The organism is Nitritalea sp. (assembly GCF_054166705.1).
Genome location: NZ_JBSZCV010000015.1, coordinates 281,004 through 302,541 on the forward strand (window position 1 = coordinate 281,004; position 21,538 = coordinate 302,541).

Annotated in this window: 18 protein-coding genes; 6 read left to right on the plus strand and 12 right to left on the minus strand. The window is 48.7% G+C overall.

From position 1 onward, the window contains the following. Window positions 1-37: 37 nt before the first annotated feature. Genes ACXIT9_RS11155 through ACXIT9_RS11165 form a run of 3 tightly spaced genes read left to right on the plus strand, consistent with a single transcriptional unit; the run spans window position 38 to window position 3,730 of the window. Window positions 38-1,315 carry a glycosyltransferase gene (locus tag ACXIT9_RS11155; RefSeq protein ID WP_458056309.1) on the plus strand — a complete coding sequence of 426 codons (1,278 nt, stop codon included), beginning with the start codon at window positions 38-40 and terminating at the stop codon, window positions 1,313-1,315. Continuing rightward, on the plus strand, window positions 1,312-2,553 hold the full coding sequence (locus ACXIT9_RS11160) for a glycosyltransferase (protein WP_458056310.1): 1,242 nt from the start codon (window positions 1,312-1,314) through the stop codon (window positions 2,551-2,553). The genes ACXIT9_RS11155 and ACXIT9_RS11160 overlap by 4 nt, the downstream gene beginning before the upstream one ends. A gap of 10 nt (window positions 2,554-2,563) precedes the next feature. Further along, window positions 2,564-3,730: a glycosyltransferase family 2 protein gene (locus ACXIT9_RS11165; RefSeq protein ID WP_458056311.1), complete on the plus strand. Its 1,167-nt coding sequence runs from the start codon at window positions 2,564-2,566 to the stop codon at window positions 3,728-3,730. A 2-nt stretch (window positions 3,731-3,732) separates the two neighbouring features. Here the strand turns inward: ACXIT9_RS11165 and ACXIT9_RS11170 are convergent, their stop codons facing one another. Beyond that, window positions 3,733-4,443, minus strand: coding sequence for a LytR/AlgR family response regulator transcription factor (locus ACXIT9_RS11170; RefSeq protein WP_458056312.1), 711 nt, complete (start codon window positions 4,441-4,443; stop codon window positions 3,733-3,735). A gap of 384 nt (window positions 4,444-4,827) precedes the next feature. Here ACXIT9_RS11170 and ACXIT9_RS11175 point away from each other — a divergent pair, with 384 nt between their 5' ends. Both ACXIT9_RS11175 and ACXIT9_RS11180 read left to right on the plus strand, forming a co-directional pair. Continuing rightward, the gene (locus tag ACXIT9_RS11175; RefSeq protein WP_458056313.1) at window positions 4,828-6,096 is read left to right on the plus strand and encodes a M24 family metallopeptidase; all 1,269 of its coding nucleotides are present in this window, start codon (window positions 4,828-4,830) and stop codon (window positions 6,094-6,096) included. A 140-nt stretch (window positions 6,097-6,236) separates the two neighbouring features. Continuing rightward, entirely contained in the window at window positions 6,237-7,370 is a 1,134-nt protein-coding gene (locus ACXIT9_RS11180) for a DEAD/DEAH box helicase (RefSeq protein WP_458056314.1), read from the plus strand. 10 nt (window positions 7,371-7,380) lie between these two features. Here ACXIT9_RS11180 and ACXIT9_RS11185 read toward each other — a convergent pair whose 3' ends face one another. From ACXIT9_RS11185 to ACXIT9_RS11235, 11 genes are all read right to left on the minus strand, one after another. Beyond that, window positions 7,381-7,845 (minus strand): DUF2062 domain-containing protein, encoded by a 465-nt coding sequence (locus ACXIT9_RS11185; protein WP_458056315.1) that lies wholly within the window; start codon window positions 7,843-7,845, stop codon window positions 7,381-7,383. 75 nt (window positions 7,846-7,920) lie between these two features. Beyond that, the gene (locus tag ACXIT9_RS11190; RefSeq protein ID WP_458056316.1) at window positions 7,921-9,144 is read right to left on the minus strand and encodes a polysaccharide pyruvyl transferase family protein; all 1,224 of its coding nucleotides are present in this window, start codon (window positions 9,142-9,144) and stop codon (window positions 7,921-7,923) included. Further along, a complete protein-coding gene (locus ACXIT9_RS11195; RefSeq protein ID WP_458056317.1) occupies window positions 9,141-10,658 on the minus strand; it encodes a lipopolysaccharide biosynthesis protein in 1,518 nt (505 codons plus the stop codon). The genes ACXIT9_RS11190 and ACXIT9_RS11195 overlap by 4 nt, the downstream gene beginning before the upstream one ends. Next, the gene (locus ACXIT9_RS11200) at window positions 10,642-11,697 is read right to left on the minus strand and encodes a nitroreductase family protein (protein WP_458056318.1); all 1,056 of its coding nucleotides are present in this window, start codon (window positions 11,695-11,697) and stop codon (window positions 10,642-10,644) included. The genes ACXIT9_RS11195 and ACXIT9_RS11200 overlap by 17 nt, the downstream gene beginning before the upstream one ends. 50 nt (window positions 11,698-11,747) lie before the next feature. Further along, a complete protein-coding gene (locus tag ACXIT9_RS11205) occupies window positions 11,748-12,878 on the minus strand; it encodes a glycosyltransferase family 4 protein (RefSeq protein ID WP_458056319.1) in 1,131 nt (376 codons plus the stop codon). Beyond that, a complete protein-coding gene (locus tag ACXIT9_RS11210) occupies window positions 12,875-13,798 on the minus strand; it encodes a glycosyltransferase family 2 protein (RefSeq protein WP_458056320.1) in 924 nt (307 codons plus the stop codon). Before ACXIT9_RS11210 ends, ACXIT9_RS11205 begins: the two co-directional genes overlap by 4 nt. Further along, window positions 13,743-15,206, minus strand: coding sequence for an O-antigen ligase family protein (locus tag ACXIT9_RS11215; RefSeq protein WP_458056321.1), 1,464 nt, complete (start codon window positions 15,204-15,206; stop codon window positions 13,743-13,745). Before ACXIT9_RS11215 ends, ACXIT9_RS11210 begins: the two co-directional genes overlap by 56 nt. 2 nt (window positions 15,207-15,208) lie before the next feature. Next, entirely contained in the window at window positions 15,209-17,305 is a 2,097-nt protein-coding gene (locus tag ACXIT9_RS11220; protein WP_458056322.1) for a GumC family protein, read from the minus strand. A 7-nt stretch (window positions 17,306-17,312) separates the two neighbouring features. Beyond that, window positions 17,313-18,068 carry a TolC family protein gene (locus ACXIT9_RS11225; RefSeq protein WP_458056323.1) on the minus strand — a complete coding sequence of 252 codons (756 nt, stop codon included), beginning with the start codon at window positions 18,066-18,068 and terminating at the stop codon, window positions 17,313-17,315. A gap of 22 nt (window positions 18,069-18,090) precedes the next feature. After that, entirely contained in the window at window positions 18,091-19,287 is a 1,197-nt protein-coding gene (locus ACXIT9_RS11230) for a sugar transferase (protein WP_458056324.1), read from the minus strand. Continuing rightward, the gene (locus ACXIT9_RS11235) at window positions 19,284-19,682 is read right to left on the minus strand and encodes a response regulator transcription factor (RefSeq protein WP_458056325.1); all 399 of its coding nucleotides are present in this window, start codon (window positions 19,680-19,682) and stop codon (window positions 19,284-19,286) included. The genes ACXIT9_RS11230 and ACXIT9_RS11235 overlap by 4 nt, the downstream gene beginning before the upstream one ends. Window positions 19,683-19,848: 166 nt before the next feature. On the opposite strand from ACXIT9_RS11235, the gene pgi reads away from it, so the two are divergent. Then, on the plus strand, window positions 19,849-21,498 hold the full coding sequence (gene pgi / locus ACXIT9_RS11240) for a glucose-6-phosphate isomerase (RefSeq protein WP_458056326.1): 1,650 nt from the start codon (window positions 19,849-19,851) through the stop codon (window positions 21,496-21,498). The last annotated feature ends 40 nt before the right edge of the window (window positions 21,499-21,538 follow it).

The following is a 21,538-nucleotide window of genomic DNA, read 5'->3' on the forward strand; positions in this document are numbered from 1 at the left end:
AATTATTTTATACTTTCAAGTCTGTAAAACCCCCAGCATGAATTCCACAATCTTAACCCTTTTAGCCCTTCCCTGGCTTTTTTTCGTCTTTTTATACCCAATCATGCAGGGCGTTTATCGGTTGCGGAAAAGTCATTTTGACCGAAGGTCAAATTTTCAAAACCTTCGATCTCAAGCCGACACAGCGATCGTGGTCAGTACAGCCTCCTCGCCTAGTATCGCTTGCGTCATCACTGCCTATAAAGAAGGGCATGTAGCGCTTCCGCTCATCGACTCCCTGCGCAAGCAGCGCTATGGAGCTCAAAATTTCCATATCTATCTCGTGGCCGATCGCTGTGCACCAGCAGATTTACCTCCCTCTGATGCACAGCTAACGGTCATCGTCCCAGAAGAACCACTGGATTCGAAGCTCAAGTCGCTCTATGCAGCGAGTCAAGCCTTTCACGCTGAGCATAGCGCCGTTTTGGTGCTAGATCCTGATAATTTACTGCACCCACAGGCCTTAGAGGCTTTAGCGGAGGCCTTTGCTGCAGGATTCGAGGCCGTTCAGGGAAATCGTGTGGCTAAGAACATGGACACCAAAATAGCAGCTTTAGATGCTTTAGGAGAGCTCTATTATACCTATCATCAGCGATTCCTTCCTTATCAACTGGGCAGCTCCGCGACGATCGCAGGCTCGGGGATGCTCATCGCCCGCAACTTTTTTCAGGACTATCTGGATCGCCTCTTGTCCACTGAAGGTGTGGTGCTAGCAGAGGATAAGTTGCTGCAGATGCAGCTGGTCGGCAGTGGTAGGCGCATCGCTTTTCAAGAGCGGGCTCTGATCTTCGATGAAAAAAGCACCAGCGGTGCGCAAGTGCAGCGGCAGCGGACACGCTGGTTAAAGTCGTACTTCGACCATGTAGGTGATGTTTACCATTTGGGACGCGCCTGTTGGCGCAAAGGTGACCGCGGAGGCGCCTTTTTCGCACTCATGATCGCTACACCTCCATTTGTGTTTTTAGTTGGAGGTTTGGGCCTATGGACCTGCTTGGCGCTGCTGCTGGCTCCTGGCCTACTGCCTTTGTTTGGGCTAGCGTGGATGGCCTTTTTAGTCGGCTGGGTGATCGCACTTCAGGGCCTGCGTGCCCCCAAAATCCTCTGGGAAGCCCTTCCCTGGATCCCCTTCTTTGCCGGGAGGCAAATCCTCTCGCTCCTAGGCTTCAAGCAGGCCAAGACAGACTTTATGGCCACTTCTCATGATCGAGTATGGTCTATAGAGGAGGTCTGGGAAAAGCGTAAAGCCGATTTTGATCATTTAAATTTGGATGTATGATGTCGCTTGAACAACTTCGACAGCTTCCCATCGTCATGCTATCCATGTCTCGCTGGGATAGCCCGATCTCTTCCGCTTCTTGGTCGCTGGCGCAGGAATTTGCCAAGCAACAGCCCGTTTACTATGTGGATTATCCGTATACTTTTCGGGATTATCAGCGAGAAAAAGAGCGCCCAGATTTAGCGCATAGACAGGCGGCCCTAAGTCGTGGGGAGCAGGTGCTCCGTGAAGTAGGTGGAGCGGAATTAGCGGGACGCTTACAGGCACTGACGCCACCGCTGATGTGGCCGGTCAACTGGCTTCCGCCGGGGCCGCTTTACCGATTAGCGCAAAGGAGAAATGATCGGGTGCTTGCTAATTCTATTCAAGCTGCACTTGCGTCAGAAGGGCATAAGTCCTTCATTTTATGGAATTCATTTAATCCGATTTACTTATCCACATTTAAAGAATTTCTGCAGCCTGCGCTCAGTGTGTACCACTCACGTGATGCCATCGGTGCCATTAATGCCTATACCCGAAAGCATGGAGTGGCGGCTGAGTTGACGGCCATCCGAGGTGATTATTCCATCAGTCTAGCCTCTTCCGGCGCCCTCGCTCAGGACCTTTCAGCGCGGGCAGGTCGAGAGGTACATGTCTTTGCGAACGGAGGAAATACGGAGCTCTTCGCGCGGGCATGGCGGGAGGAGCTACCCTGTCCGTCTGCACTTGCTGGCCTTCCCCGACCGATTATCGGTTACACCGGGAATGTCTGCCAGCGCCAAGATTACGCCCTCCTCGAGAAAATAGCACAACGCTTCCCGGATGCGTCTCTGGTCTTTGTGGGCCCACGTGAGGACCATCTGCATACTTCCATTCGTTTAGGCGATTACACGAATGTCCACTTTGTAGGGCCTCGTAAGCTGGCCGAGCTACCCGCCTATCTCCGGCAAATGGACTGTGCTCTGATACCTTTTGAGAAGACCCCATTAACGGCAGGCATTTACCCCTTAAAGATCAATGAATACCTGGCGGCTGGCAAGGCTGTGGTGAGCACAAATTTCTCTCTGGACATCGCAGGATTTGCGGACGCCATCTACCTGGCTGAAGACCATGAAGCGTTTTTGGAGGCTTTGCCGAAGGCCATCGCAGCCCAGTCGCCCGATGCCATTCGAGCACGCTATACCCGAGCCTCTCAAAACTCCTGGACGGCACGTGTCGCGCATTTCTGGTCCCTTATAGACAGTATTTTATACCGCTAACCTTACGCTTATGGAATTTCTTTTCTTTTTTTCTCTTGCTATTTTAGTCTACACCTATTTGGGTTATGGGCTGCTGATCACGGTATTGGCGAAAATGAAGGTCCAGCCTGCCGAGCCCCCCTTGCCAGAACCGCTGCCCTTTGTAAGCGTGATCGTACCCTGCTTTAATGAAGGCCCTGACCTTCGGTCAAAAGTCCACAACACGCTAGCACTCGACTACCCGGATGACAGACGAGAGTTGATTTTCATCTGTGATGGTAGCGATGATGGTTCGGAGGCCATTCCGGCTTCATTTTCCGAGGTAAAAACCTTGTTTTCCCCTGAGCGTAGGGGCAAGTTGGCAGCGATGAAGCGTGCGGTTGAGCATGCCCAAGGGGAGATTTTAGTCTTTTGCGATGCGAATACGGTGTTAAATCCGGAGGCCATCCAGGCGCTGGTCCGGCCTTACGCGGATCCTCAGGTGGGTGCTGTGACGGGTGAGAAATACATCTTAGTAGATGAAGGCGATGCAGCCAGCAGCAAAGGGGAAGGGGTGTACTGGAAGTATGAGTCCTTTTTGAAGCGGATGGATGCGCGGTGGAATACTTTAGTAGGAGGGGCGGGAGAGCTGATGTCCTACCGCCGTTCCTGCTTCGAGTTTTTACCGGATGATACGATCCTAGATGATTTTATGCTCACCATGAAAATCGCTGAGAAGGGGAATCGGGTGCTTTATGTTCCAGAAGCACGTGCATCCGAGTATGCGAGTGCGAATGTGGAGGAGGAGCTTAAGCGTAAAATTCGTATTGCGGCGGGAGGCTGGCAAAGCATCAGCCGTTTGCCGCTGGCGGCAAATCCATTCCATGACTTTAAACTATGGTTTCAGTATGTTTCCCATCGGGTGCTCCGTTGGACGCTGGCTCCATTTTTACTGCCTGTCCTCTTCCTTACGAATGCGCTATTGGTACTTCAGGGTGCTGCATGGGGGTATACACTGTTTTTTATTGGGCAGCTGACTTTTTATGCGCTGGCTTTTTTCGGTTATCGGCTACGCAATGCACCGGTCACGATCAAGGGCTTTTTCGTGCCTTATTATTTTTACATCATGAATTATGCAGCCATCTTAGGCTTCTTCCGCTGGCTGAAAAAAGCTCAGCCCGCCACTTGGGAACGGGCTAGGCGGGCAGGGGGAGGCTGAAATCAGCCTTCCAAGAGGCGTGTGAGATCAGTTGCTCTTCGATAGGCAACAGAAATTTCCTCCCCACTAACGAGTTTGAGGTAATGTTCTTGTTTGTCCCAGCTGACGATTTTGTTGATATTCACCACAAATTTCGCATGAATGCGTACAAAATCCTTGCTTGAAAGTCGTTCGCTGAGGCTTTTCAAGTTTTTCGAGACCATAAGAGGGTCTTTATTTTCCCGATGGATTTCTGTGTAACTTCCATCCGCCTTTAAATACAAAATTTCATGCGTATGGATGAAGTGAATTTGATTTTCCATCGCTACGTGCAGAATATGTTCATTTCTGATTTTTACCTCCTGCTTAGGGGGGCAAAAATCATAAAATTTGTCTAAGCAGGCTGCAAATTCCTTGCTATTAATGGGTTTCACCAAATAGTCAAAAGGACGGACCTTAATCGCGTTATAGGCGTACTCTTTGTACGCAGTTGTAAAAATGACGCTAAATTCGGGATCTGTAAAGGTATCGAAAAGCTCGAAACCTGTTTTTCCGGGCATTTGAACATCCAAAAATACGAGATCGGGTTTTTTCTTCTTGATGACAGGTATTGCTTCATCCACAGAACCACAGGAGCCGACAAGTTCAAACTTATCCCCACCATAGGTTTCCAGCAGATGGGCCAATAATTGTTGGGCGTGGACCTCATCATCCACAATCAATGTTTTAATCATTTTCTAAAATAGAAAAAAAACTATTTATTCAACAGCCTTTTTCGGTCAAAGTAGAAAAATCTGTTTGAAGGCGTATTCCGTTTACGCGTTTTTACCACACAACAGGTACTTTGACGTCATTTTTTCAACTGTGTATCTGGGACATTCGGTGAAGAGCGATGCATGTGGAGCCCATACCATCCAGGCAGCCCGTTTACCCGAGAAGCCTGCATAGAAATGACGAATGGCTCTGGTATCCAAGTAAGTTTGGAGGGTGGACCGCGGGAAAGTGACTAAATACGGCAATGTCTCTAGACTATTGATTTTTACCTCTTATGTAATTCAGTCCACATCAAGCATTCAGATAGGGCAGAATTATTTATTTTTCAGAAAAACACCATCACCATGAAACTTAATAGAAGATCATTTGTCAAATGGGCATCCCTTACGCCAGCCTTGGCCATGCCTGCTTTTGCCTGTTCTACTTCCGAAGATAAAGCCTCTTCTTCAGCGGGCAGTAGCAGTATGCAACATTTGAATTTGGCGATTCAGCCCATCAGTAAAGAGGAGCGCTTGTCCCGAATAGCCAAGGCGCAGCAATTGATGGAAGAGCAAAAAATCGATGCGCTGTTTTTGGAGCCGGGGACTAGTATGAAGTATTTCCTGGATTTTGATTTTTTCCTATCTGAGCGCATGGTGGCAGCGGTTATCCCCGCTAAAGGAGATGTCTCTTACATCTGCCCGGCTTTCGAGCGGGATAAAGTGGAGGAGTTGGTGAAGTTTGGGAATCAAGTATTGACTTGGGAAGAGCATGAAAGTCCCTATGCGCTGACTGCGAAATTAGTAAAGGATTTGGGTACCCCTAACCAAAAAATTGCCATCGAAGAACGCTGCCGTTTTTTCTTGTATGAAGGCATCAAAAATGAAACTGCCCGACTCAACTTTGTCAATGGAGAGGGCGTCACTGCGGGTTGTAGGATGTACAAGTCTGCTGCTGAAATTGCTTTGATGCAGGCAGCCAATACGGCGACTATTGAAGCCTATAAAATTCTGTTTGACTCCTTGGAAGAGGGGATGAGTCAATATGATTTCCGGGACATTGCTGCTGCTGCTCATAAGAAATTAGGCTTTACTGGCTCTATTGGTGCTAATTTTGGGGAATGGTCGGCCTTTCCTCACGGAAGCAGCAAAACCCAAACCTTAAAGCCTGGCGATATTATTTTGGCTGATGGTGGCTGTACGGTGGAAGGGTACAAGTCTGATATCAGCAGAACGATTGTTTTTGGGGATTATACCGATAGGCAAAAGCACGTGTGGGACGTAGTAAAAGAAGCGCAATCAGCCGCCTTCGAAGTAGCTAACCGATCGGATGCCACCTGCGAACAGTTGGATGCAGCGGCTAGAGCAGTCATAGACCAAGCAGGTTTTGGGCCTGACTATAAGTACTTCTCCCATCGTCTGGGACATGGTATCGGAATGGATGGACACGAATGGACCAATCTAGTGAGAGGAAATACCGCCCCTTTAAAAGCGGGCATGTGTTTCAGCAACGAACCTGGTATTTATATTATGGGGGAATTTGGAGTAAGGCTAGAAGATTGCTTCTATATGGCTGAAAATGGTCCTCAGTATTTTTCTCAACCCAGTCCTAGTATTGATCAACCATTTGCATAGCTATTTTTTAGGATTTAAAACCATGAATGAACGAAGGTATAAAAAGTGATAAAACGTAGTGCCTTCGTTCCTTTATGGAATTCCTCTTGGTATTAGCCTTCTTTTTAAAATCGCTACATTTGTGAAAAATAAATCCCTTCATGAATTTTTCAGACCTCGGTTTATCGCCTGCCCTCCTTCAAGCCCTCCTACAAGCTAATTACGAGGCCCCTTATTCTATCCAGATAGCAACGATACCTGCTATACTTCAAAAAAGAGATGTGCTTGGTTTGGCTCAAACAGGTTCAGGTAAAACAGCAGCCTATATACTCCCCATTTTAGAAGATTTGCAAGCGGTCGAGGTCCATAGAAGCCGATCTATTCCTATTTTGGTCATCGTTCCAACGAGGGAATTGGCTGCTCAGGTAGAGGAGATTATTCAATTGTTCGGGAAGTATCTTCCCAGGAAAGTCAAAAGCATGGCAGTGTATGGAGGGGTATCGATCAATCCGCAGATGATGAACGTAAATGGAACGGATATTTTGGTGGCTACTCCCGGGCGTCTCTTGGATCTGCTAGCAAAAAATGCCATCACTATCGACCGTTTAAGAACCTTAGTACTGGATGAAGCGGATAAGGTATTGAGTTTGGGTTTCAAGCTAGAGCTAGATGAGATTCTTTCCCGCTTACCGAAAAAGCGACAAAACATCCTTTTTTCAGCGACTATGGACGAGACAGTGGAAGCCTTGATCGGGAAGTTGTTGAAAAATCCACTGAAAATTGAGATAGAGTCTGAAGAGATCACACCGGATTTGATTAATCAAACGGCTTATTGGGTCACACAAGAGAAAAAGGGACCCCTATTAAGGCATTTAATTGCAGAGGGAAATTGGCAACAAGTACTGGTGTTTGCTTCTTCCATTCGCACTGCAAATAATCTGACGACCAAGCTCAACAAACACGGTATCCAAGCTATGGCTTTCCATGGAGATAAGAGTCAGGGAGCACGTATGGAAGCACTAAAGCAATTCAAGGGAGGCAAGGTGCGTGTGCTGGTTGCGACTGATTTGGCAGCGAGAGGAATCGATATTCAGGCCTTGCCTTATGTGGTCAACTATGAGTTACCTCGATCTCCCAAAGACTACATCCATAGAATCGGTCGAACGGGTCGGGCAGGGATGGAAGGGAAAGCCATTTCGCTGATTACCGAAGAAGATCAGCAGCATTGGAAAGTGATTCAGAAAAAAATGAAGCGCTGGGTTGAAATGGTGGATGGGATGCATCTTGATTTTTGAAAGCGGAACTTCACGGAAACCGTTTTTTATTTTCTCGCTGATAGAAGCGAGCAGACTGGAAAACAAAGAGATAAAAGAGTAGGGAGATAGGTGTTGCAAGCAGCAACCAAGCGCCCAATGCCACGAAAATGCGTTCGGAAAGCACTTGGGCGATCGCTTTTGGACCTTCTCCGAGTAAGGCCTGTAAGCCTTCCCAGTCTAATGGAAACGGTGGTAGACCGACTATCCCTTCTCCCACTCGGATAAAAAATAAAATCCCGATCAGTTGAACAGGGGTCAACATATAGCTAAATCCCATGGCTAGCGGTAAATTTAAGCGTAACCGAAGGACACACAAGGTAAGCAATAGCGTGACAGGCCCTATCAAGGGGATGGTGCTAATAAAGAGAGTGATACTTAAACAAAGCGCCAGCTCCTTTGGGCCGAGGCCCTGCTGAAAAAAAGGTAAAATGAGCTGCTTTAGCTTGCGCAACATGAGTGGGAGGACTTGGAATCGCTTGTAAAACTGGAGAAAGGGCCTGAAAGTTTCCCTTTCTCCAGCGGTCTGGGCTTACTTTTCAAAGATTGCAAACACGGGTCTGTTTGTATCTTTCAGTGCCTCCACCGTGCTCCGGATATGATCGCTCAGCTCGGCGTGGCGGCCTAGGCCTTCTTCCACTTTTTTCAAGATAAAGCTGGCTTCCATTTCCTTATCTTCGATCACGAAGCTTTCCATCTGAAAGAGCTTGAAGAGCTCTCTATATTTGTGCGACCAGGAAATCGCCAGCGAGGGAATGCCTAGGCTGAGCGCAAAGACCAATGTGTGAAAGCGAGAGGCGATCACATAGTGACAGGTTTTGATAACGGCCTTGATCTCTTCGGCGCTCCGATAGCCCTTAATGCGGTAGATTTTTTCTGGCTCGGGGACCAAGTCATGTAGCAGCTGACAGAGGAAGGCGTCGTCTTTCTGGGGTGCCCCAGGAGGACGAATTTCATTTGGTACGAGGAGCACCTCATACTGTGTTCGGAGTGAGGAAATGAGTGCCAGCAGGGTCTGCACATAGGGGTTTTGGCCATCGGCCTTTCCCATTCGTTCGAGCACGCGCATATTCGGTGAAAGGGCCAGCAGGGGCTTACCAGAGGCCTTTACAGCTGCTAACTCCGGCAGCACACTAGCGGGGTCCAAGGTTGGAATGGGGAAGTGAAAGGCGATATCTGGCATTAGGGGTATTTCCTCCACGGGGCGCTCCAGCAGTTCTGCCACATAGGCTCTGGACTGATCATCGCGCGCATAAAACCCATTGGCAGACTCTAGCATACGCCGGCAGTTTTGGCGCACCGCCTCCTCTTTAAACCCTCCCCAGGCCTGCGGCATGAAATAATAGGGGATCCCTTTCGGCTTGCAGTAGTCGATGATGAGTTGGGTTTCGAGTGGCTGCTGGTAGCCGCGTTTATCCCCGTATGCGAAGCCGCTGGCATCGATCACCATGCGCAGCTGCTCGATTTTTTTTATGCTCTGCATCGGGCTATAATCGGCATAGGGCTTGGTTTTTAGCTTCAGGCTCGACTTCACCTTGCCCTCCACTCGGCTGATGAGGTGGAGCAGTCCGGAGCTGGGTAAGTAATGGGGCACGAAGCCCTGTCGTTCGGCGATTTCTTTTTCCTCTGCATGGCAAATGACATGGATGGAGGCCTCCGGATCTTGCTGGCGGATAAAATGCGCCACTGTTTTCATCATGGCCTCAGCACCCTTGTTGATAAAATTCGTTCCGACGATTAAATAGGCATCTTTCATGGTTTTTTCTTAATGGATTTAGCGATGGTGAGGAGTTCTTTTAAGCGGGGCCGCAGGGGCGGCAAAAGGGCCCAAAGCCCCAAATAGCTCAGCCCGAAACTGAGTAGTCCGATGCCCAGCTGCAGCCATAAGGATGCAGCAGAAAGCGTATGCAAGGCGAGATAGTTCATGCCTGCTGCAAAAAGGGCCGTGCAGGCTGGGGCCAAAATACTCCGTAGAAATTGACCGACGGTCACAGGTGTTTTGGCAAAGCAATAATATAAGGAGGGGATGAGAATCAAGTAGTTCGCAATGGCATAGGCAATAGCGATTCCACTTAGCCCAAAGCGAATTCCAATCAGGAAGGCGATGGTTACCACGATGGCATTGGCTAATCCCCAGTAGAAATACCGTGTGCTTAAACCACTGGAAATCATGACCATACCGCGGGTAGAGGCTACGGGCTGTATGAAAGCCGTAATAGCCAGCAGCTGAAAGATCCCGATGGCTTCCGCCCACTGCGCTCCTAATGCTATCAGGATGAGCGCTTCCGCATTCACCAGCAGGAATAGGGTGATGGGCATGGAGAAAAAGGCCATAAAAAATAAAAACTGATTGTAATAGTGCTTGTAGCGCCCGGGCTCTGCGCGCAAAGAGCTCATAGCGGGGATGCCCACGCTATTTAGCGGGTCGCGCAGTTGCGTGATGGGAAGCATCAGGAGCTGGTATGCTTTCGAGTAAAGCCCTAAAGGATCTGATCCTAAGTATTTGCCGATAAGGATATTGTCTAGATTTCGGCTAAAGTAATTAATGATGTTAAAGCCTGAAATCCCCGCTCCGAAGCCCAGGAAAGATTTGATACGCGCAGAGGGCCAGTGAAAATCGGGGCGCCAGCTGCATTTCCTCCACAGTAAGAGACAGGTAATCAGGCTATTCAAGGCGCTTATGGCTACCAGTGCCCAGTAGCCAGCACCTAGGTAGGCCATCACGAGGGCAGGAATCAAGCTGAAAAATGCCGCCTGCATCGTGATCGATGAGATCCGCTGAAACTGCATCTGCCTACTCAGCAGGGCCTGATGCTGTACCGAGAGTCCGCCTAAAATAGCGATGCCGGCATAAGCAAGTGTGATCGGTGCCAGCCGACTTTCTTCATAAAACCAGACGACCAGTGGAGCGGATCCTGCGATGAGGAGTGCTAGCACGAAGCTGATGAGGACGTTAAACCAGAACAGCTCGCTGACCAGCCTTTGCGTCAGCCCATCCTGAGAAATAACAGCCTGCGCGATGCCTAAGTCTTTAAAAATCAAGATAAACCCTGTAAAGGAGGTCACCATGGCTACGACTCCATAATCCTCTGGAAGCAGCAGACGTGCCAGAAAAATAGTCGTCAGCAGGTTTGTGCTGAAAGAGAAAAGTTGGGCGCCCACCGTGCGCAGTCCTCCCTTTACGGAGCGCTCTTTCATGTTATCCACGAGGTGCCCCCGCTCAAACCAGTCTTCGGGCCGTATCGGAGCAGACTTAGGACCGGAGCTCATTAAAACGCATGAGTTGGTCTGGAGTCTTTTTCTGCGAGTAGGGGATCCCTCCTTCGGGGTCTGCATAGCCTACACCGATAAGCATCATCGGACGCTCGTCAGGCCTCAGGGGCAGGAGTTCGTCCATTTTACCCTCCAGGTACTCGATATCGGGCCAGTTAATAGTCACCGAGCTCAGTCCCAGGGTTTCCAGTGCCAGCACGAAACTCATGGAGGCTAGTCCGCCGTCCAGGTAAATGACGTGCCGGTCTCTTTCGCTGAGGTAGGCACTCAGGCGACCCACCAAGACCATGATGACGGGCATATTTTTAAAAAAGGGACGAATACCTGCCGGTAAGGCTCCGACTTTATTCTTCTTCTCCTCTTCTGTAAATACATGAAAATAAAAAGGTTGACGATTACAGGCAGAAGGAGAGTAGGTGGCGGCGGCCATGGCTTTTTCTAAAAGGTCTTTAGGCACCTCTTGCTGCAGGAAGTAGCGTACCGAGCGGCGCTGCTTGGTCAGGCTTAGAAAGTCTTCGTAGGAAACTTGGCTGCGGTGCGCCTCTTTCCGCTTATAGGGAGCCGCTTTTACTGGAGCCTGCTGGATGGAAAGGGGATGCTCGCAGGTCATAAATTGTGTATGCAAGGCTTGAATTTCAGCATCGTGATCCACGGCTTCGAAGTAGGCAGTGAGCACACTATAGCCCCAGAGGAGAAGTCCTTCGTCGATATCGCCACCCAGGTGTCGGTTTTCATTTAGGGTGATGTAATTTTTTACCGTATCCCCGATATAATCTCTTGCGAAGGAGCGGCGTCGGTTTTTCATGATCAGCCCCTTTTCCAGACGGTGCACCTGGCGGCGCAAGTGGAAAGCATTCGGTTTATTCGCCTTCAGGGCACTGAGGTGGAGAAATTTTCCTTCCAGCACCTTCTGATGTTCGCGCGAAAAATCACTGGAAAAGAGGAAGTAATATAAATCGGCTAGCTTCCGATGCTTGCGCACGATAGGCAGTAGGTAGTTATTTTGAATCTTGATTTTTAGGTCGTAAAGGCTCATGGTCTTCGGTTTACTAAATAGGCTGAGGGCGGCGTATGATACGGCCTCCTCTAAGGTACAAATTTCATGTAAATGTCTATCATCTTTTGGGCGGTATTTTCCCAAGAAAAGGAGGCAGCCCTGCGGTGGCCCTTTTCGATGAGCTCTTTTCGGAGCATGGCATCTGAGAGTACATGCTGCAGTGCCTCGGAGATGGCCATAGCCGAATGCGGATTTACATAGTAGGCCGCATCCCCAGCGATTTCGGGCATAGCAGAGGTTTCACTACAGATGAGTGGGCAGCCAGAAGCCATAGCTTCGAGCATGGGTATCCCAAAGCTTTCTCGCAACGAAGGATATAAAAAACAACGCGCTCCCTGATACAAGTAGGGCAGCTGCTTGTTGGGAAGGTAGCCTGTCAGGTGAATGGCCTCACGTAGCTTAGGGTTGCCGATTAGGGCTAGCTCTCGCCTGAGATAGCCCGCATCTAGGTCGGGCATCACCAGCTTAAAGTCCAGCTTACCAGCTTTCTCCACAAGCGAAAGCGCGTGGAGTACATTTTTCAGGTTCTTTTTAGGGTCTGTATTCCCTAAATAGAGCACATATTTATTCGGTATACCTTTTTCGCTGAGAAATTTTTGGATTTCTTCCGGACTATGGAGCGTGAAAAAGTGCGCACTGCAGGCATTGTAAACGGTGCTGATCTTCTCCTCAGGCACTCTCAGATAATGCTGGATACGCTCTTTTTCGTAGTCGCTGACCGTGAGGATATGCTGACACTGGGCTGCCACTTTGGGCACATTCCAGCGGCGATAAAGATTGCCCAGTCGCTGGTACCAGGAGCCCTCGCTAAGCATCCATTTTTCTAGGTAGATGACATCGTGAATGGTGACGATGAGCGGGATTTTACTTCCCGTGGGGCCTGTGTTGCTGGTGGTATGAAGAAGCTGTACAGCCGCTTGCTCTGCTGCCTGCGGCAAAAGGCGCTGTTCCCACTTGACATAATTCGCAGGCCCTAGCTGCTGTACCTCGACCTGCCCATTTGTGTGTAAACAGGGATCAGCATCGGGCTGGACGAAGACCTTTGCCCGGAAGGGCAAATTTTCTTGCCGCTGCATCGCGCGCAGGGCCTCCAATACGACGATATCCATCCCATGTTTTTTCGGGCGGAAAATGCGCTGGGCTTCAATTCCGATGTTCATGGTAACTGCCAGTTAGCAGCCGCTTTACCGGCTGAGGTGAAATTCCATTTAACGCCTTTCCAGTAGGCGGCGGCTTGCTCTTTTTCTCCGTTTTTTTGCATCTGCAGTAGGTTTTTCGGCACGGCGACTGCGAAATAGAAGACATACATGAGCAGTTTTTGGAGTCCGTGGGTATGGCGGCGAAGGTAGAGAAGACGGTTTCTACCATAGTAAAAGGCCTTTAGGGGGGACTGCTTGCCGGTGGACATGCTCTCTTTATGCCACACGCGGCTTTTCGGTTCGTACCAGATGCTGAATCCGGCACGGCTAGCGATGGCGGCGTAGTCCATTTCCTCGTAGTAGAGGAAGTATACCTCCGGCATGGGACCGATTTTTTCCCAAAGCGCTCTTGAGAACATCATAGCGGCACCGTGCGGGCGGCTGATGGCGCGGGCCTCTTCGAACTGGCCCAGGTCTTGTTCTCCTAGTCCGATGGAAAAGCCTCTGCCACTGATGCTGCTGATGGGCCCGAAGCCAGCGAACTGCAGGGTGAGCGGGGCATCATAAAAGTAGATCTTCGGGGAGACCATGCCGATGTCTGGATTTTGTGCGAAGCGCTCCACGAGGGGGAAAAGGAAATCTGGATCTACCTCGGTATCATTATTGAGCCAAAGGAAATAATCGCCCGTGGCCTTTTCCATACCCGCGTTATTGCCTCCGGCAAAGCCCAGGTTCTGGCCCGTATCCACATAGATCACTTCTGGAAACTCCTCTGCGAGCACGGCACAGGGCTCCTTAGAGCCATTATCAACCAAGATAATTTCCAGATTTGGATAGCGCTGCACGCACAAGGAGGACAGGAGCTCCCGTGTGACGGCAGTCGTGTTAAAGTTGACGGTCACCAGGGAGACTTTCGGAAGCTGCTGTGGTTCTTTCTTCATGGCTGTTGGTATCGATATCTTCGATGATATAGATGGCTGCCCAGGTAAAGTAGAGCATCAGGTTAAGCGGAAACTGGCCGAGGATGGGATTGCCGTAGGCGGCAAAGGCGATTCCGATAAATCCTGCGTGCAAGGCCATCAGGTATTGCTTGAGTACGGGGTCTTGCAGGGCAAAAATCACTGCGAAGCCCTTAAAGATAAAAAATAAAATGATGGCAATGTGTAAGGTAAGGCCTACCACGCCAGTTTCTGCCCAAATTTTTACATACCAGGAGTCGTTTGGCGTCTGGGCCAAGAAAGTATTCGGGCTGAAGCGCAGTCCCCAGGTGCCTGAGGTGCCGATTCCTCCTCCGAAGGGGCGGGTTTTCAGGTAGGCTTTGAACTTTTTTTGATTTTCAAGCCGCACTTTCAGGGAGGGGTCTTCGGGGTTAAGGGCGGAGCGCATCCTGCGCAAGGTATAATTGTCGTTTCCGATGGTGGTGTACTTGAGGAAGAAGAAGATACCGCCCAAAACGATCAAGCCAACAGCCACACTACGAAAGTTTTTGGTAGCTACGAGGTAGGCCATTGCCGCGCTAGCGGGCACAAAAAGTGCTCCTCGTGTGCCGCTCAGCCCCATGGCATAGAAGCAGATTAGCGAGGCGGCCAGAAAGAGCAAGCGCTTGCGCAGCGTAAAGGGTCCCAGCGCTAAAATAATGCTCATGATCCCGGCATAGCCCATGGTAGCTCCGAACTGTCCGGAGTCGGAAAGGAAGGAAAAGGCACGTAATACGCCTCTTAGGACGTGCGTTTTAATGGCTCCTTCTAGCAGCCAGGCCCACTCATAGTTATCAAGCCCGATGAAAATTTGTTTAAAGCCCCAAAAGGCGGCGATCACGCACCAGATTAAAATAAAATGAGTAAAAAAATAGATTTCCTCTTTTGTTTTTACATACAGTAGGATGAGTACTACGGTAAACAGCTGGTAGAAGGCCACCGCACGTACAGCATAAAACCAAGCCTCTTTACTAGGGGCTTCGGGGTTAAACAGCTCGAGCACTGCGAATCCTAACCAAATGACACTTAGGTAGATGGCGCCATTATTAAGCAAGCTTAGGCGAGGGTGGCGTGGGCTCACGATGGCCAGAATGAGGGCGATGACCAGTAGAAAATCGACACCAAGGCCCAGGGGCAGACTGGTCAAGTAGCGAGTGGCCCCATTGACGACGAAGGCCAAGCTTAGTGAAAGGTAAAAGCCGCGCAGCGGGTTCATCAGGATGTAGTACAGCAAAAAGAAGCTCAGCAGTCCGACCGTCGCTAAAATCACGAAAAGCACCTCCATCTTCAAAATCATGAAGGCAGAGGCTAGGGCGATGAGGATGCCCCCAACTGTGAAAGCGATATGGGTTTTGGCCTGCGAAACGTGCATGCTTAGGCTTGATTTCCGATGATTTCTCGAATAAAATTCACATCTACCTGGTAGAGGAGTAGCTCTGGTTTTAGTGTTCCACTGTCTTCTAGCCACTCTTTATGAATCCCATCACTGCGTGTCCATGTGTATGCGGCAGGAGCCGCAAAGAGGTGCCAATCTACCTTTTCGATAAGGTCTAAATTCGCATTTTCTGTCCGATAGGGCGGGAAGATAACGATGCTACAGGCCTGCTCGAACCAGTCGAAGCGGAGCTGTTCGGGAAGTAAGTCTGCCCAACTGTAGGCTTCATGAAAAGCCTCTACACTGTAGGCGTATTCTCCTGAACCCAAGCTCTCTGGGTGCAAGACAGGCACTTCTGGAAAATGAATTTGGGTCTGTTTGATGATGGCTTCCAGAAGCGGCAACAGTCGCTTGTCTTCTTTTACGGGATGAATACCGATGATAAAAGGAGTCCCCTTACCTGCTGGCTGCTGCTTCAGTCGTTTTTTCCATTCGTTTACGAAAAGGCGCGCCATAATGGCTGTGGGGAGTTCTTTCGCCGGGGAGGGGAAGGCGCCGATGACCCGAAGGCCAGTTTGCTTGGCCGCTTGCTGCGGTTCATGTAAATTAACCCCTAGAAGTAGCCTGCCGGCGAAAAAGCCGATTAACAAGATGTGTCCAAACATAAAGGAAGCCGCCACCATGATCTTACGCTTAGAGCTTCTCGCCTGCGTCGGAAAAAAAGGTGGGTCGATGATTTCCTGTGTCTGGGAAATTTTCAGATTTTGGCTCTGCAGGCGTGCTTGATTAAGTCCGGAAAGTATGGCCAGATATTCATTTTCATTTACCTGCACTTCTCGCTCGAGACGTTTCAGCTCTGCCCCCAGCGGCGCAAAACGGTCGATGCGGTCCGAAATTTCTTGTTTCGAGCTTAAGGAAATTTCTAAAGCACTAAGCTCTCGTTCCTTCTCGAGATACGTGCTCAGCCATTCTCCTAAAATCTGATTGAGCGGAATGCCATCTACCGCAAAATCCTGTCGGTAGAGGCTGGCGATTTTATCGCTAAGCTTATCGGATATTTCACGGATTTCTTTTTTTAACTCGATGATTTCGTAGCTATCGGGACCCAGTTCGGTCATCAGTGTGTTGAGCATCACACGTTTATTAGACACTTGGGTTCGGTAATAAGAGAGCGAGTCGATGGTAGAGGCGCGGAGTTCGTTTACCCGTAGTTTTTCCTCAAGTTTTCGGAGGCTGGCATCTGCTCCTTCGGACACCTGACGGGCGCGAATGACTTCTTTTTCGATTTCGTTTATGTAATTATCGAGGTTTTTTCCTTGCTCGTAAAAGTTCATGATGCGATTTGCACTGACGAACTCCTTTAAGCGCTCTTCTGATTCTTGGAGTTTCTTAAAGATTCGGTCTCTTTCCTGGATGTAGAAGTCAATACCTCCACTTGTCTCACTGATACGTAGATCTCCATAGCGGCTGAGGTAAACATCTGCTAGTGCATGGACGGTTTGGTACACGATTCCGGGATCATCTGTATAGTAGCTGATCTCGATCATATCCGAGCTTCTTTTTCGAAGCACGCGCACCCGTCCAGAGATATTTGAGATTCCGTAGTATTTGTGGTTTTCGAGTACGTAACGAATAGGTCCCACACGTGGGTCCTCATCGCGCAGCAGTCTCTCGATACGAAGTTGTGTACGGACGGGATCTCCAGGAACTGCAACCTGGCTGCGAAGAGATTCGGGAATATTTGTACGCAGCTGCTCATACGTGTCCTGCTCCATTCTTTTCGGATCGAAGGCATCCATGCTAAGATGCTGGGAGAGCAGTTTCAGCGCAACAAGCTCCGAAGTTCGCCGACTATTAATCAGTTCGACGATATTATCCATCAAGTTATTTGAGGTAAAATAGTCGATCTTAAGCGATTCGGTCAGGTCGGCAGTTTTACGGGTAGAGATGCCCGTATAAATAATGGTGTGCGAGTCGTAAATTTTTTCGAGATTGCGCGTCATAAAAATAACGACCGCAGCCAAGATACCGGGTACAAGTAAAAACAAGTACCAGTATTTCTTAATCTCCCACCATAGTTCTTTAATTTTTAACATGTAAGGCTTATCGCTTTAACATAGAAAGTTTAATGCCGAGTAAAATTTCTAAATTTTTATAGGCTGTCATAAAATCCGCATAGGCATTGTAATAGCGGTCTCGGGCCAGTGAATTGATTTCCGCCAGTCGGGTGTAATCGGTCAGGGAAAGTTGATTTTCTCTCAGTTTCAGCTCGCCGACCTGTTCACTTGTCGTCGCTTTTTCGAAAAATTCATGGTGGTTCACCATGGTTTTCTGAGCCGCCAGCAGCTGGTAGTAGGCCTTAGCGATTTCCTGCTTGGTTTCTATGGTCATGGCATCGCGCATGTGCAGGGCAGCTTCCTTTTCTGCGGTAGCAAGCTTGATTCGGTTTCCTCGCGTCGTAAATTCATAGAGCGGAATACTCACATTTAAGCCATAGAGAAATCCGCTGGCTACTGTATTCGTGAAGACGTCGGCAGATCCTGTCACCAGAATTCCTTGGTTTCCTTGTGATAGAATCACGAAGGGCCGAATATGGTTGGTCCAAAGCCTTTTTTGTACGTTTATGCGCTGTTCTTCCGCTCTTGCTAGCGCTTCTTCTCGTTTAATGGTAGGGTTAAAGTCGGCCCCCATGTCGAGAAGATCGTCTAAAGGCGGCAGCTGTAGGGCGAGATCTTCTAAAATATTAAACACTTCGATTCCTGAATCCCGGTCAGAAAAGGGCAGGACGTTCTGTGCTTTGGCCTGAAGGCCAAAAAATAAGGGGAGAAAAAGTAAAAGATAGGACCATTTTCTATCCATATAGAAACTGTAATAAGGTGACTTAGACGCTTTCCTTCTGAAATAAGGCAGGAAAGGTTTTTAAAATTATTTTCATATCCAACCAAAAGCTGAAATTATCCGCATAATAATTATCGAGTGAGATGCGCTCCTCCTCTGACATGGGTCCCCCTTTCCCACGTTTGGTAACTTGCCACAGTCCAGTGATTCCTGCGGGCGCCATAAAGCGTTTGGAATACTTATCTGTCGTTAGTTTTTCTGCTTCATAGATCGGTAGTGGGCGGTTTCCGACGATGGACATGTCTCCGATGAAGACATTAATCAGTTGTGGCAGCTCATCGATACTACTATTTCGTAGAAATGCCCCCAGCTTGGTGATACGGGGGTCGTTTGCGATTTTGAAAAAGGTGTTATCGCTCTCTTTTTTAAAGTCCGGGTAAAAGGTTTCGCAGATGTAATCGCCGCTATCGTTAAAGAGTGGTTTTTCACAACTTATCGCATAGCGCGTACAGGTATCACAGCGTTTATTGATGTATTTATTTTTAGATATTTCGGCCTCACCTGTCTTGTACTGGTTCAGGTGGTCCAAGCTTTTTAATTTTTTATCCGCATCGGGAACCATGGAGCGGAACTTGTAAAAGTCGATGACCTTCCAGGCGGTACCTACACGTTTAGACTTGTAAAAGATAGGTCCTTTTGATTCCAGGCGAATCAGGACGGCGATAGTCAGCAGGATAGGGGAGAGCAACAAGAGCGCCAGACCAGAAAAGAAAATATCGAAAAGTCTTTTGTTTAGCGGTGTCTTGTAATCAAAAGAGGCAAGGGTCTGGGTGTCTTCCGTAAGCTCTTCTCTCAGTTTAGAGGGTTCTCGGCTAAGGGCTTGGCTGAGGGCCTCCATAAAATAGTTTTTCTTCAAGTCCTTTGCGCTCAGCAAGCCGTCTACATCTAGACGAATCGCATGCCCTCTGTCCTCTTTTACGACTACATCACTAAAAACAATCACTTTAAATGCGTGAATGGATTTAAAGGCACTAATCGTTTCGACAGTATTTAAAAAGGAAGGGTCCGAAAGCTTACCGAAAAGACATACCGCATCTACCTGAAGCTTTCCAGCTTTAAGTTTTTCGATGAAAGAAAAGATGCTAAATTCCTCTGCCAGCAGGTAGGAGGTAGCGAGTTGCGTACGAACCTCCTTCGTAAACAATAGATCGGGGCGGATAATGGCCAGCGATGGGTTCATGCCTCGTGAAATTTATAACGATCAAAAAAACGCTTGATGCGTACGCGTAGTTCTTTCGGGTTAAAAGGCTTTATAAGGAAATCATCAGCTCCGGCATTAAAAGCCTCTATGCGGGCATTTACGCTATCCTCGCCGGAAAGGACAATGACAGGTATTTTTTCGAGATAATGAAATTTTCTAATTTCACCTAAAAACTCCATGCCTCCCATTTTCGGCATGTTTAGGTCAATAACGATGACATCAGGGATCTCTCCCTTCATGATGTGACTGAGTGCTTCCACACCATTCTGTTTAATGGTAACCTGATGATCCTCACTGAATTGCTTTTCCACGATCATCCCAATGATGGGTTCATCGTCGACTAAAAGTAGGGTACGCTTCTCGTCTGGGTTCATAAGTACAGCGTGCTGTTTAGTTTGTATTATTTAAATATAAGCTTTTTACACAAAATAAAGGCAAAGGTGCTGAAAAATCGGCATTTATTTTTAAAGGCCGATTTAATTTTTGTTCCTAGGGGATTGTTTTTATACTTTTGGCTTACCTATTAAACAGATATTTTCTATGCTACATGCTATCGATCCCACCACGACGTCTGCTTGGAAGACGCTTAAGCAATTAGCCGCTTCTTCAGGACAACTCAGCATCCGTACGTTGTGTCAGGATGCTGCGCGATTTTCCAACTATTCGCTCGCGTTCGAGTCCATTCTTTTCGATTACAGTAAAAATAAAATGAATGACGCGGTTAGGGAGCAGCTTTTAGGTCTGGCTAAGGAGTGCAAGCTCGCCGATGCTATTCACGCCATGTTCGGTGGCGAACCCATAAATTTGACTGAAGGTCGAGCCGTTCTACACACCGCGCTCCGTAATCAGTCTGACCGTCCCGTCCTAGTAGAAGGGCAGGATGTGATGCCAGACATTCGACAGGTGCTGTCACAAATGAAAGATTTCGCGGAAGGCATCGAGCAGCAGCGGCATTTGGGCTACACGGGTAAACCCATCGATACACTCGTGAATATCGGTATCGGGGGTTCTGATCTAGGCCCAGTGATGGTGACCGAGGCGCTGAAGCCGTATCACCTGCCGCATATAACCACTTATTTTGTATCGAATGTGGACGGGACGCATTTAGCGGAGACCCTGAAACGTGTAAATCCAGAGACTACCTTGTTTTTTATTGCGTCTAAGACCTTTACGACGCAGGAAACCATGACGAATGCCCATTCTGCGCGCGACTGGTTCTTGGAGCATGCGCGGGATGAGAAGGCGGTGGCCAAGCATTTTGTGGCCCTTTCTACGAATGCTGAGGCCGTGCAAGCTTTTGGAATCGCCGCCGAAAATATGTTTGGTTTCTGGGATTGGGTTGGAGGTCGCTACTCCTTATGGTCTGCCATAGGCCTGCCTATCGCGTGCACAGTGGGCTTTTCCCATTTCGAAGCATTGCTTCAGGGTGCCTATAGCATGGATGTCCATTTTCAGGAGGCGCCCTTCGGTCAAAATATTCCGGTGCTAATGGCTTTAATTGGAATTTGGAACTGTAACTTCCTTGGCGCTACTTCTGAGGCCATTCTTCCTTATGATCAGTATTTGCACCGTTTTGCAGCCTACTTTCAGCAGGGAAACATGGAGTCGAATGGCAAGTATGTCACCCGAAACGGGGAGCGTGTTTCCTATAGCACGGGCCCGATAATCTGGGGTGAGCCGGGAACGAATGGGCAGCATGCTTTTTACCAGTTGATCCATCAGGGAACACACCTGATACCCTGTGATTTCATTGCGCCAGCGCAAAGCCACAATCCGATCGGCGACCATCATGTGAAGCTGCTTTCGAATTTCTTCGCGCAGACTGAGGCGCTCATGAATGGCAAGGACCTGGCTGCTGTAGAGGCTGAAATGCGTGCAGCCGGCGCGGATGAGGAAACGATACAGAAAATCGCTCCACATCGCGTGTTTGATGGGGAGAGGCCGACGAATAGTATTTTGGTCAAAAAAATTACGCCTTACACGCTAGGGCAGCTTGTGGCCATGTACGAGCATAAAATTTTTGTCCAAGGGGTGCTTTGGAATATTCTAAGCTTCGACCAGTGGGGGGTAGAATTAGGAAAAGTTCTGGCGAAGCGTATCCTTCCTGAACTAGCTGGAGATGACGAAATTCGTTCTCACGATGCTTCCACAAATGGTTTGATTAATGCTTATAAAAAGATGCGCGATTAACCAAGGTCAAGCTTTATAGGGCGGTAAGGAAGTGATACAA

What these genes read in the sequence shown, in the direction of transcription:
- ACXIT9_RS11155 (WP_458056309.1), top strand. Translation starts at nt 38, where the DNA reads ATGAATTCCACAATCTTAACCCTTTTAGCCCTTCCCTGGCTTTTTTTC.
- ACXIT9_RS11160 (WP_458056310.1), top strand. Translation starts at nt 1,312, where the DNA reads ATGATGTCGCTTGAACAACTTCGACAGCTTCCCATCGTCATGCTATCC.
- ACXIT9_RS11165 (WP_458056311.1), top strand. Translation starts at nt 2,564, where the DNA reads ATGGAATTTCTTTTCTTTTTTTCTCTTGCTATTTTAGTCTACACCTAT.
- ACXIT9_RS11170 (WP_458056312.1), bottom strand. Translation starts at nt 4,443, where the DNA reads ATGATTAAAACATTGATTGTGGATGATGAGGTCCACGCCCAACAATTA.
- ACXIT9_RS11175 (WP_458056313.1), top strand. Translation starts at nt 4,828, where the DNA reads ATGAAACTTAATAGAAGATCATTTGTCAAATGGGCATCCCTTACGCCA.
- ACXIT9_RS11180 (WP_458056314.1), top strand. Translation starts at nt 6,237, where the DNA reads ATGAATTTTTCAGACCTCGGTTTATCGCCTGCCCTCCTTCAAGCCCTC.
- ACXIT9_RS11185 (WP_458056315.1), bottom strand. Translation starts at nt 7,845, where the DNA reads ATGTTGCGCAAGCTAAAGCAGCTCATTTTACCTTTTTTTCAGCAGGGC.
- ACXIT9_RS11190 (WP_458056316.1), bottom strand. Translation starts at nt 9,144, where the DNA reads ATGAAAGATGCCTATTTAATCGTCGGAACGAATTTTATCAACAAGGGT.
- ACXIT9_RS11195 (WP_458056317.1), bottom strand. Translation starts at nt 10,658, where the DNA reads ATGAGCTCCGGTCCTAAGTCTGCTCCGATACGGCCCGAAGACTGGTTT.
- ACXIT9_RS11200 (WP_458056318.1), bottom strand. Translation starts at nt 11,697, where the DNA reads ATGAGCCTTTACGACCTAAAAATCAAGATTCAAAATAACTACCTACTG.
- ACXIT9_RS11205 (WP_458056319.1), bottom strand. Translation starts at nt 12,878, where the DNA reads ATGAACATCGGAATTGAAGCCCAGCGCATTTTCCGCCCGAAAAAACAT.
- ACXIT9_RS11210 (WP_458056320.1), bottom strand. Translation starts at nt 13,798, where the DNA reads ATGAAGAAAGAACCACAGCAGCTTCCGAAAGTCTCCCTGGTGACCGTC.
- ACXIT9_RS11215 (WP_458056321.1), bottom strand. Translation starts at nt 15,206, where the DNA reads ATGCACGTTTCGCAGGCCAAAACCCATATCGCTTTCACAGTTGGGGGC.
- ACXIT9_RS11220 (WP_458056322.1), bottom strand. Translation starts at nt 17,305, where the DNA reads ATGTTAAAAATTAAAGAACTATGGTGGGAGATTAAGAAATACTGGTAC.
- ACXIT9_RS11225 (WP_458056323.1), bottom strand. Translation starts at nt 18,068, where the DNA reads ATGGATAGAAAATGGTCCTATCTTTTACTTTTTCTCCCCTTATTTTTT.
- ACXIT9_RS11230 (WP_458056324.1), bottom strand. Translation starts at nt 19,287, where the DNA reads ATGAACCCATCGCTGGCCATTATCCGCCCCGATCTATTGTTTACGAAG.
- ACXIT9_RS11235 (WP_458056325.1), bottom strand. Translation starts at nt 19,682, where the DNA reads ATGAACCCAGACGAGAAGCGTACCCTACTTTTAGTCGACGATGAACCC.
- pgi (WP_458056326.1), top strand. Translation starts at nt 19,849, where the DNA reads ATGCTACATGCTATCGATCCCACCACGACGTCTGCTTGGAAGACGCTT.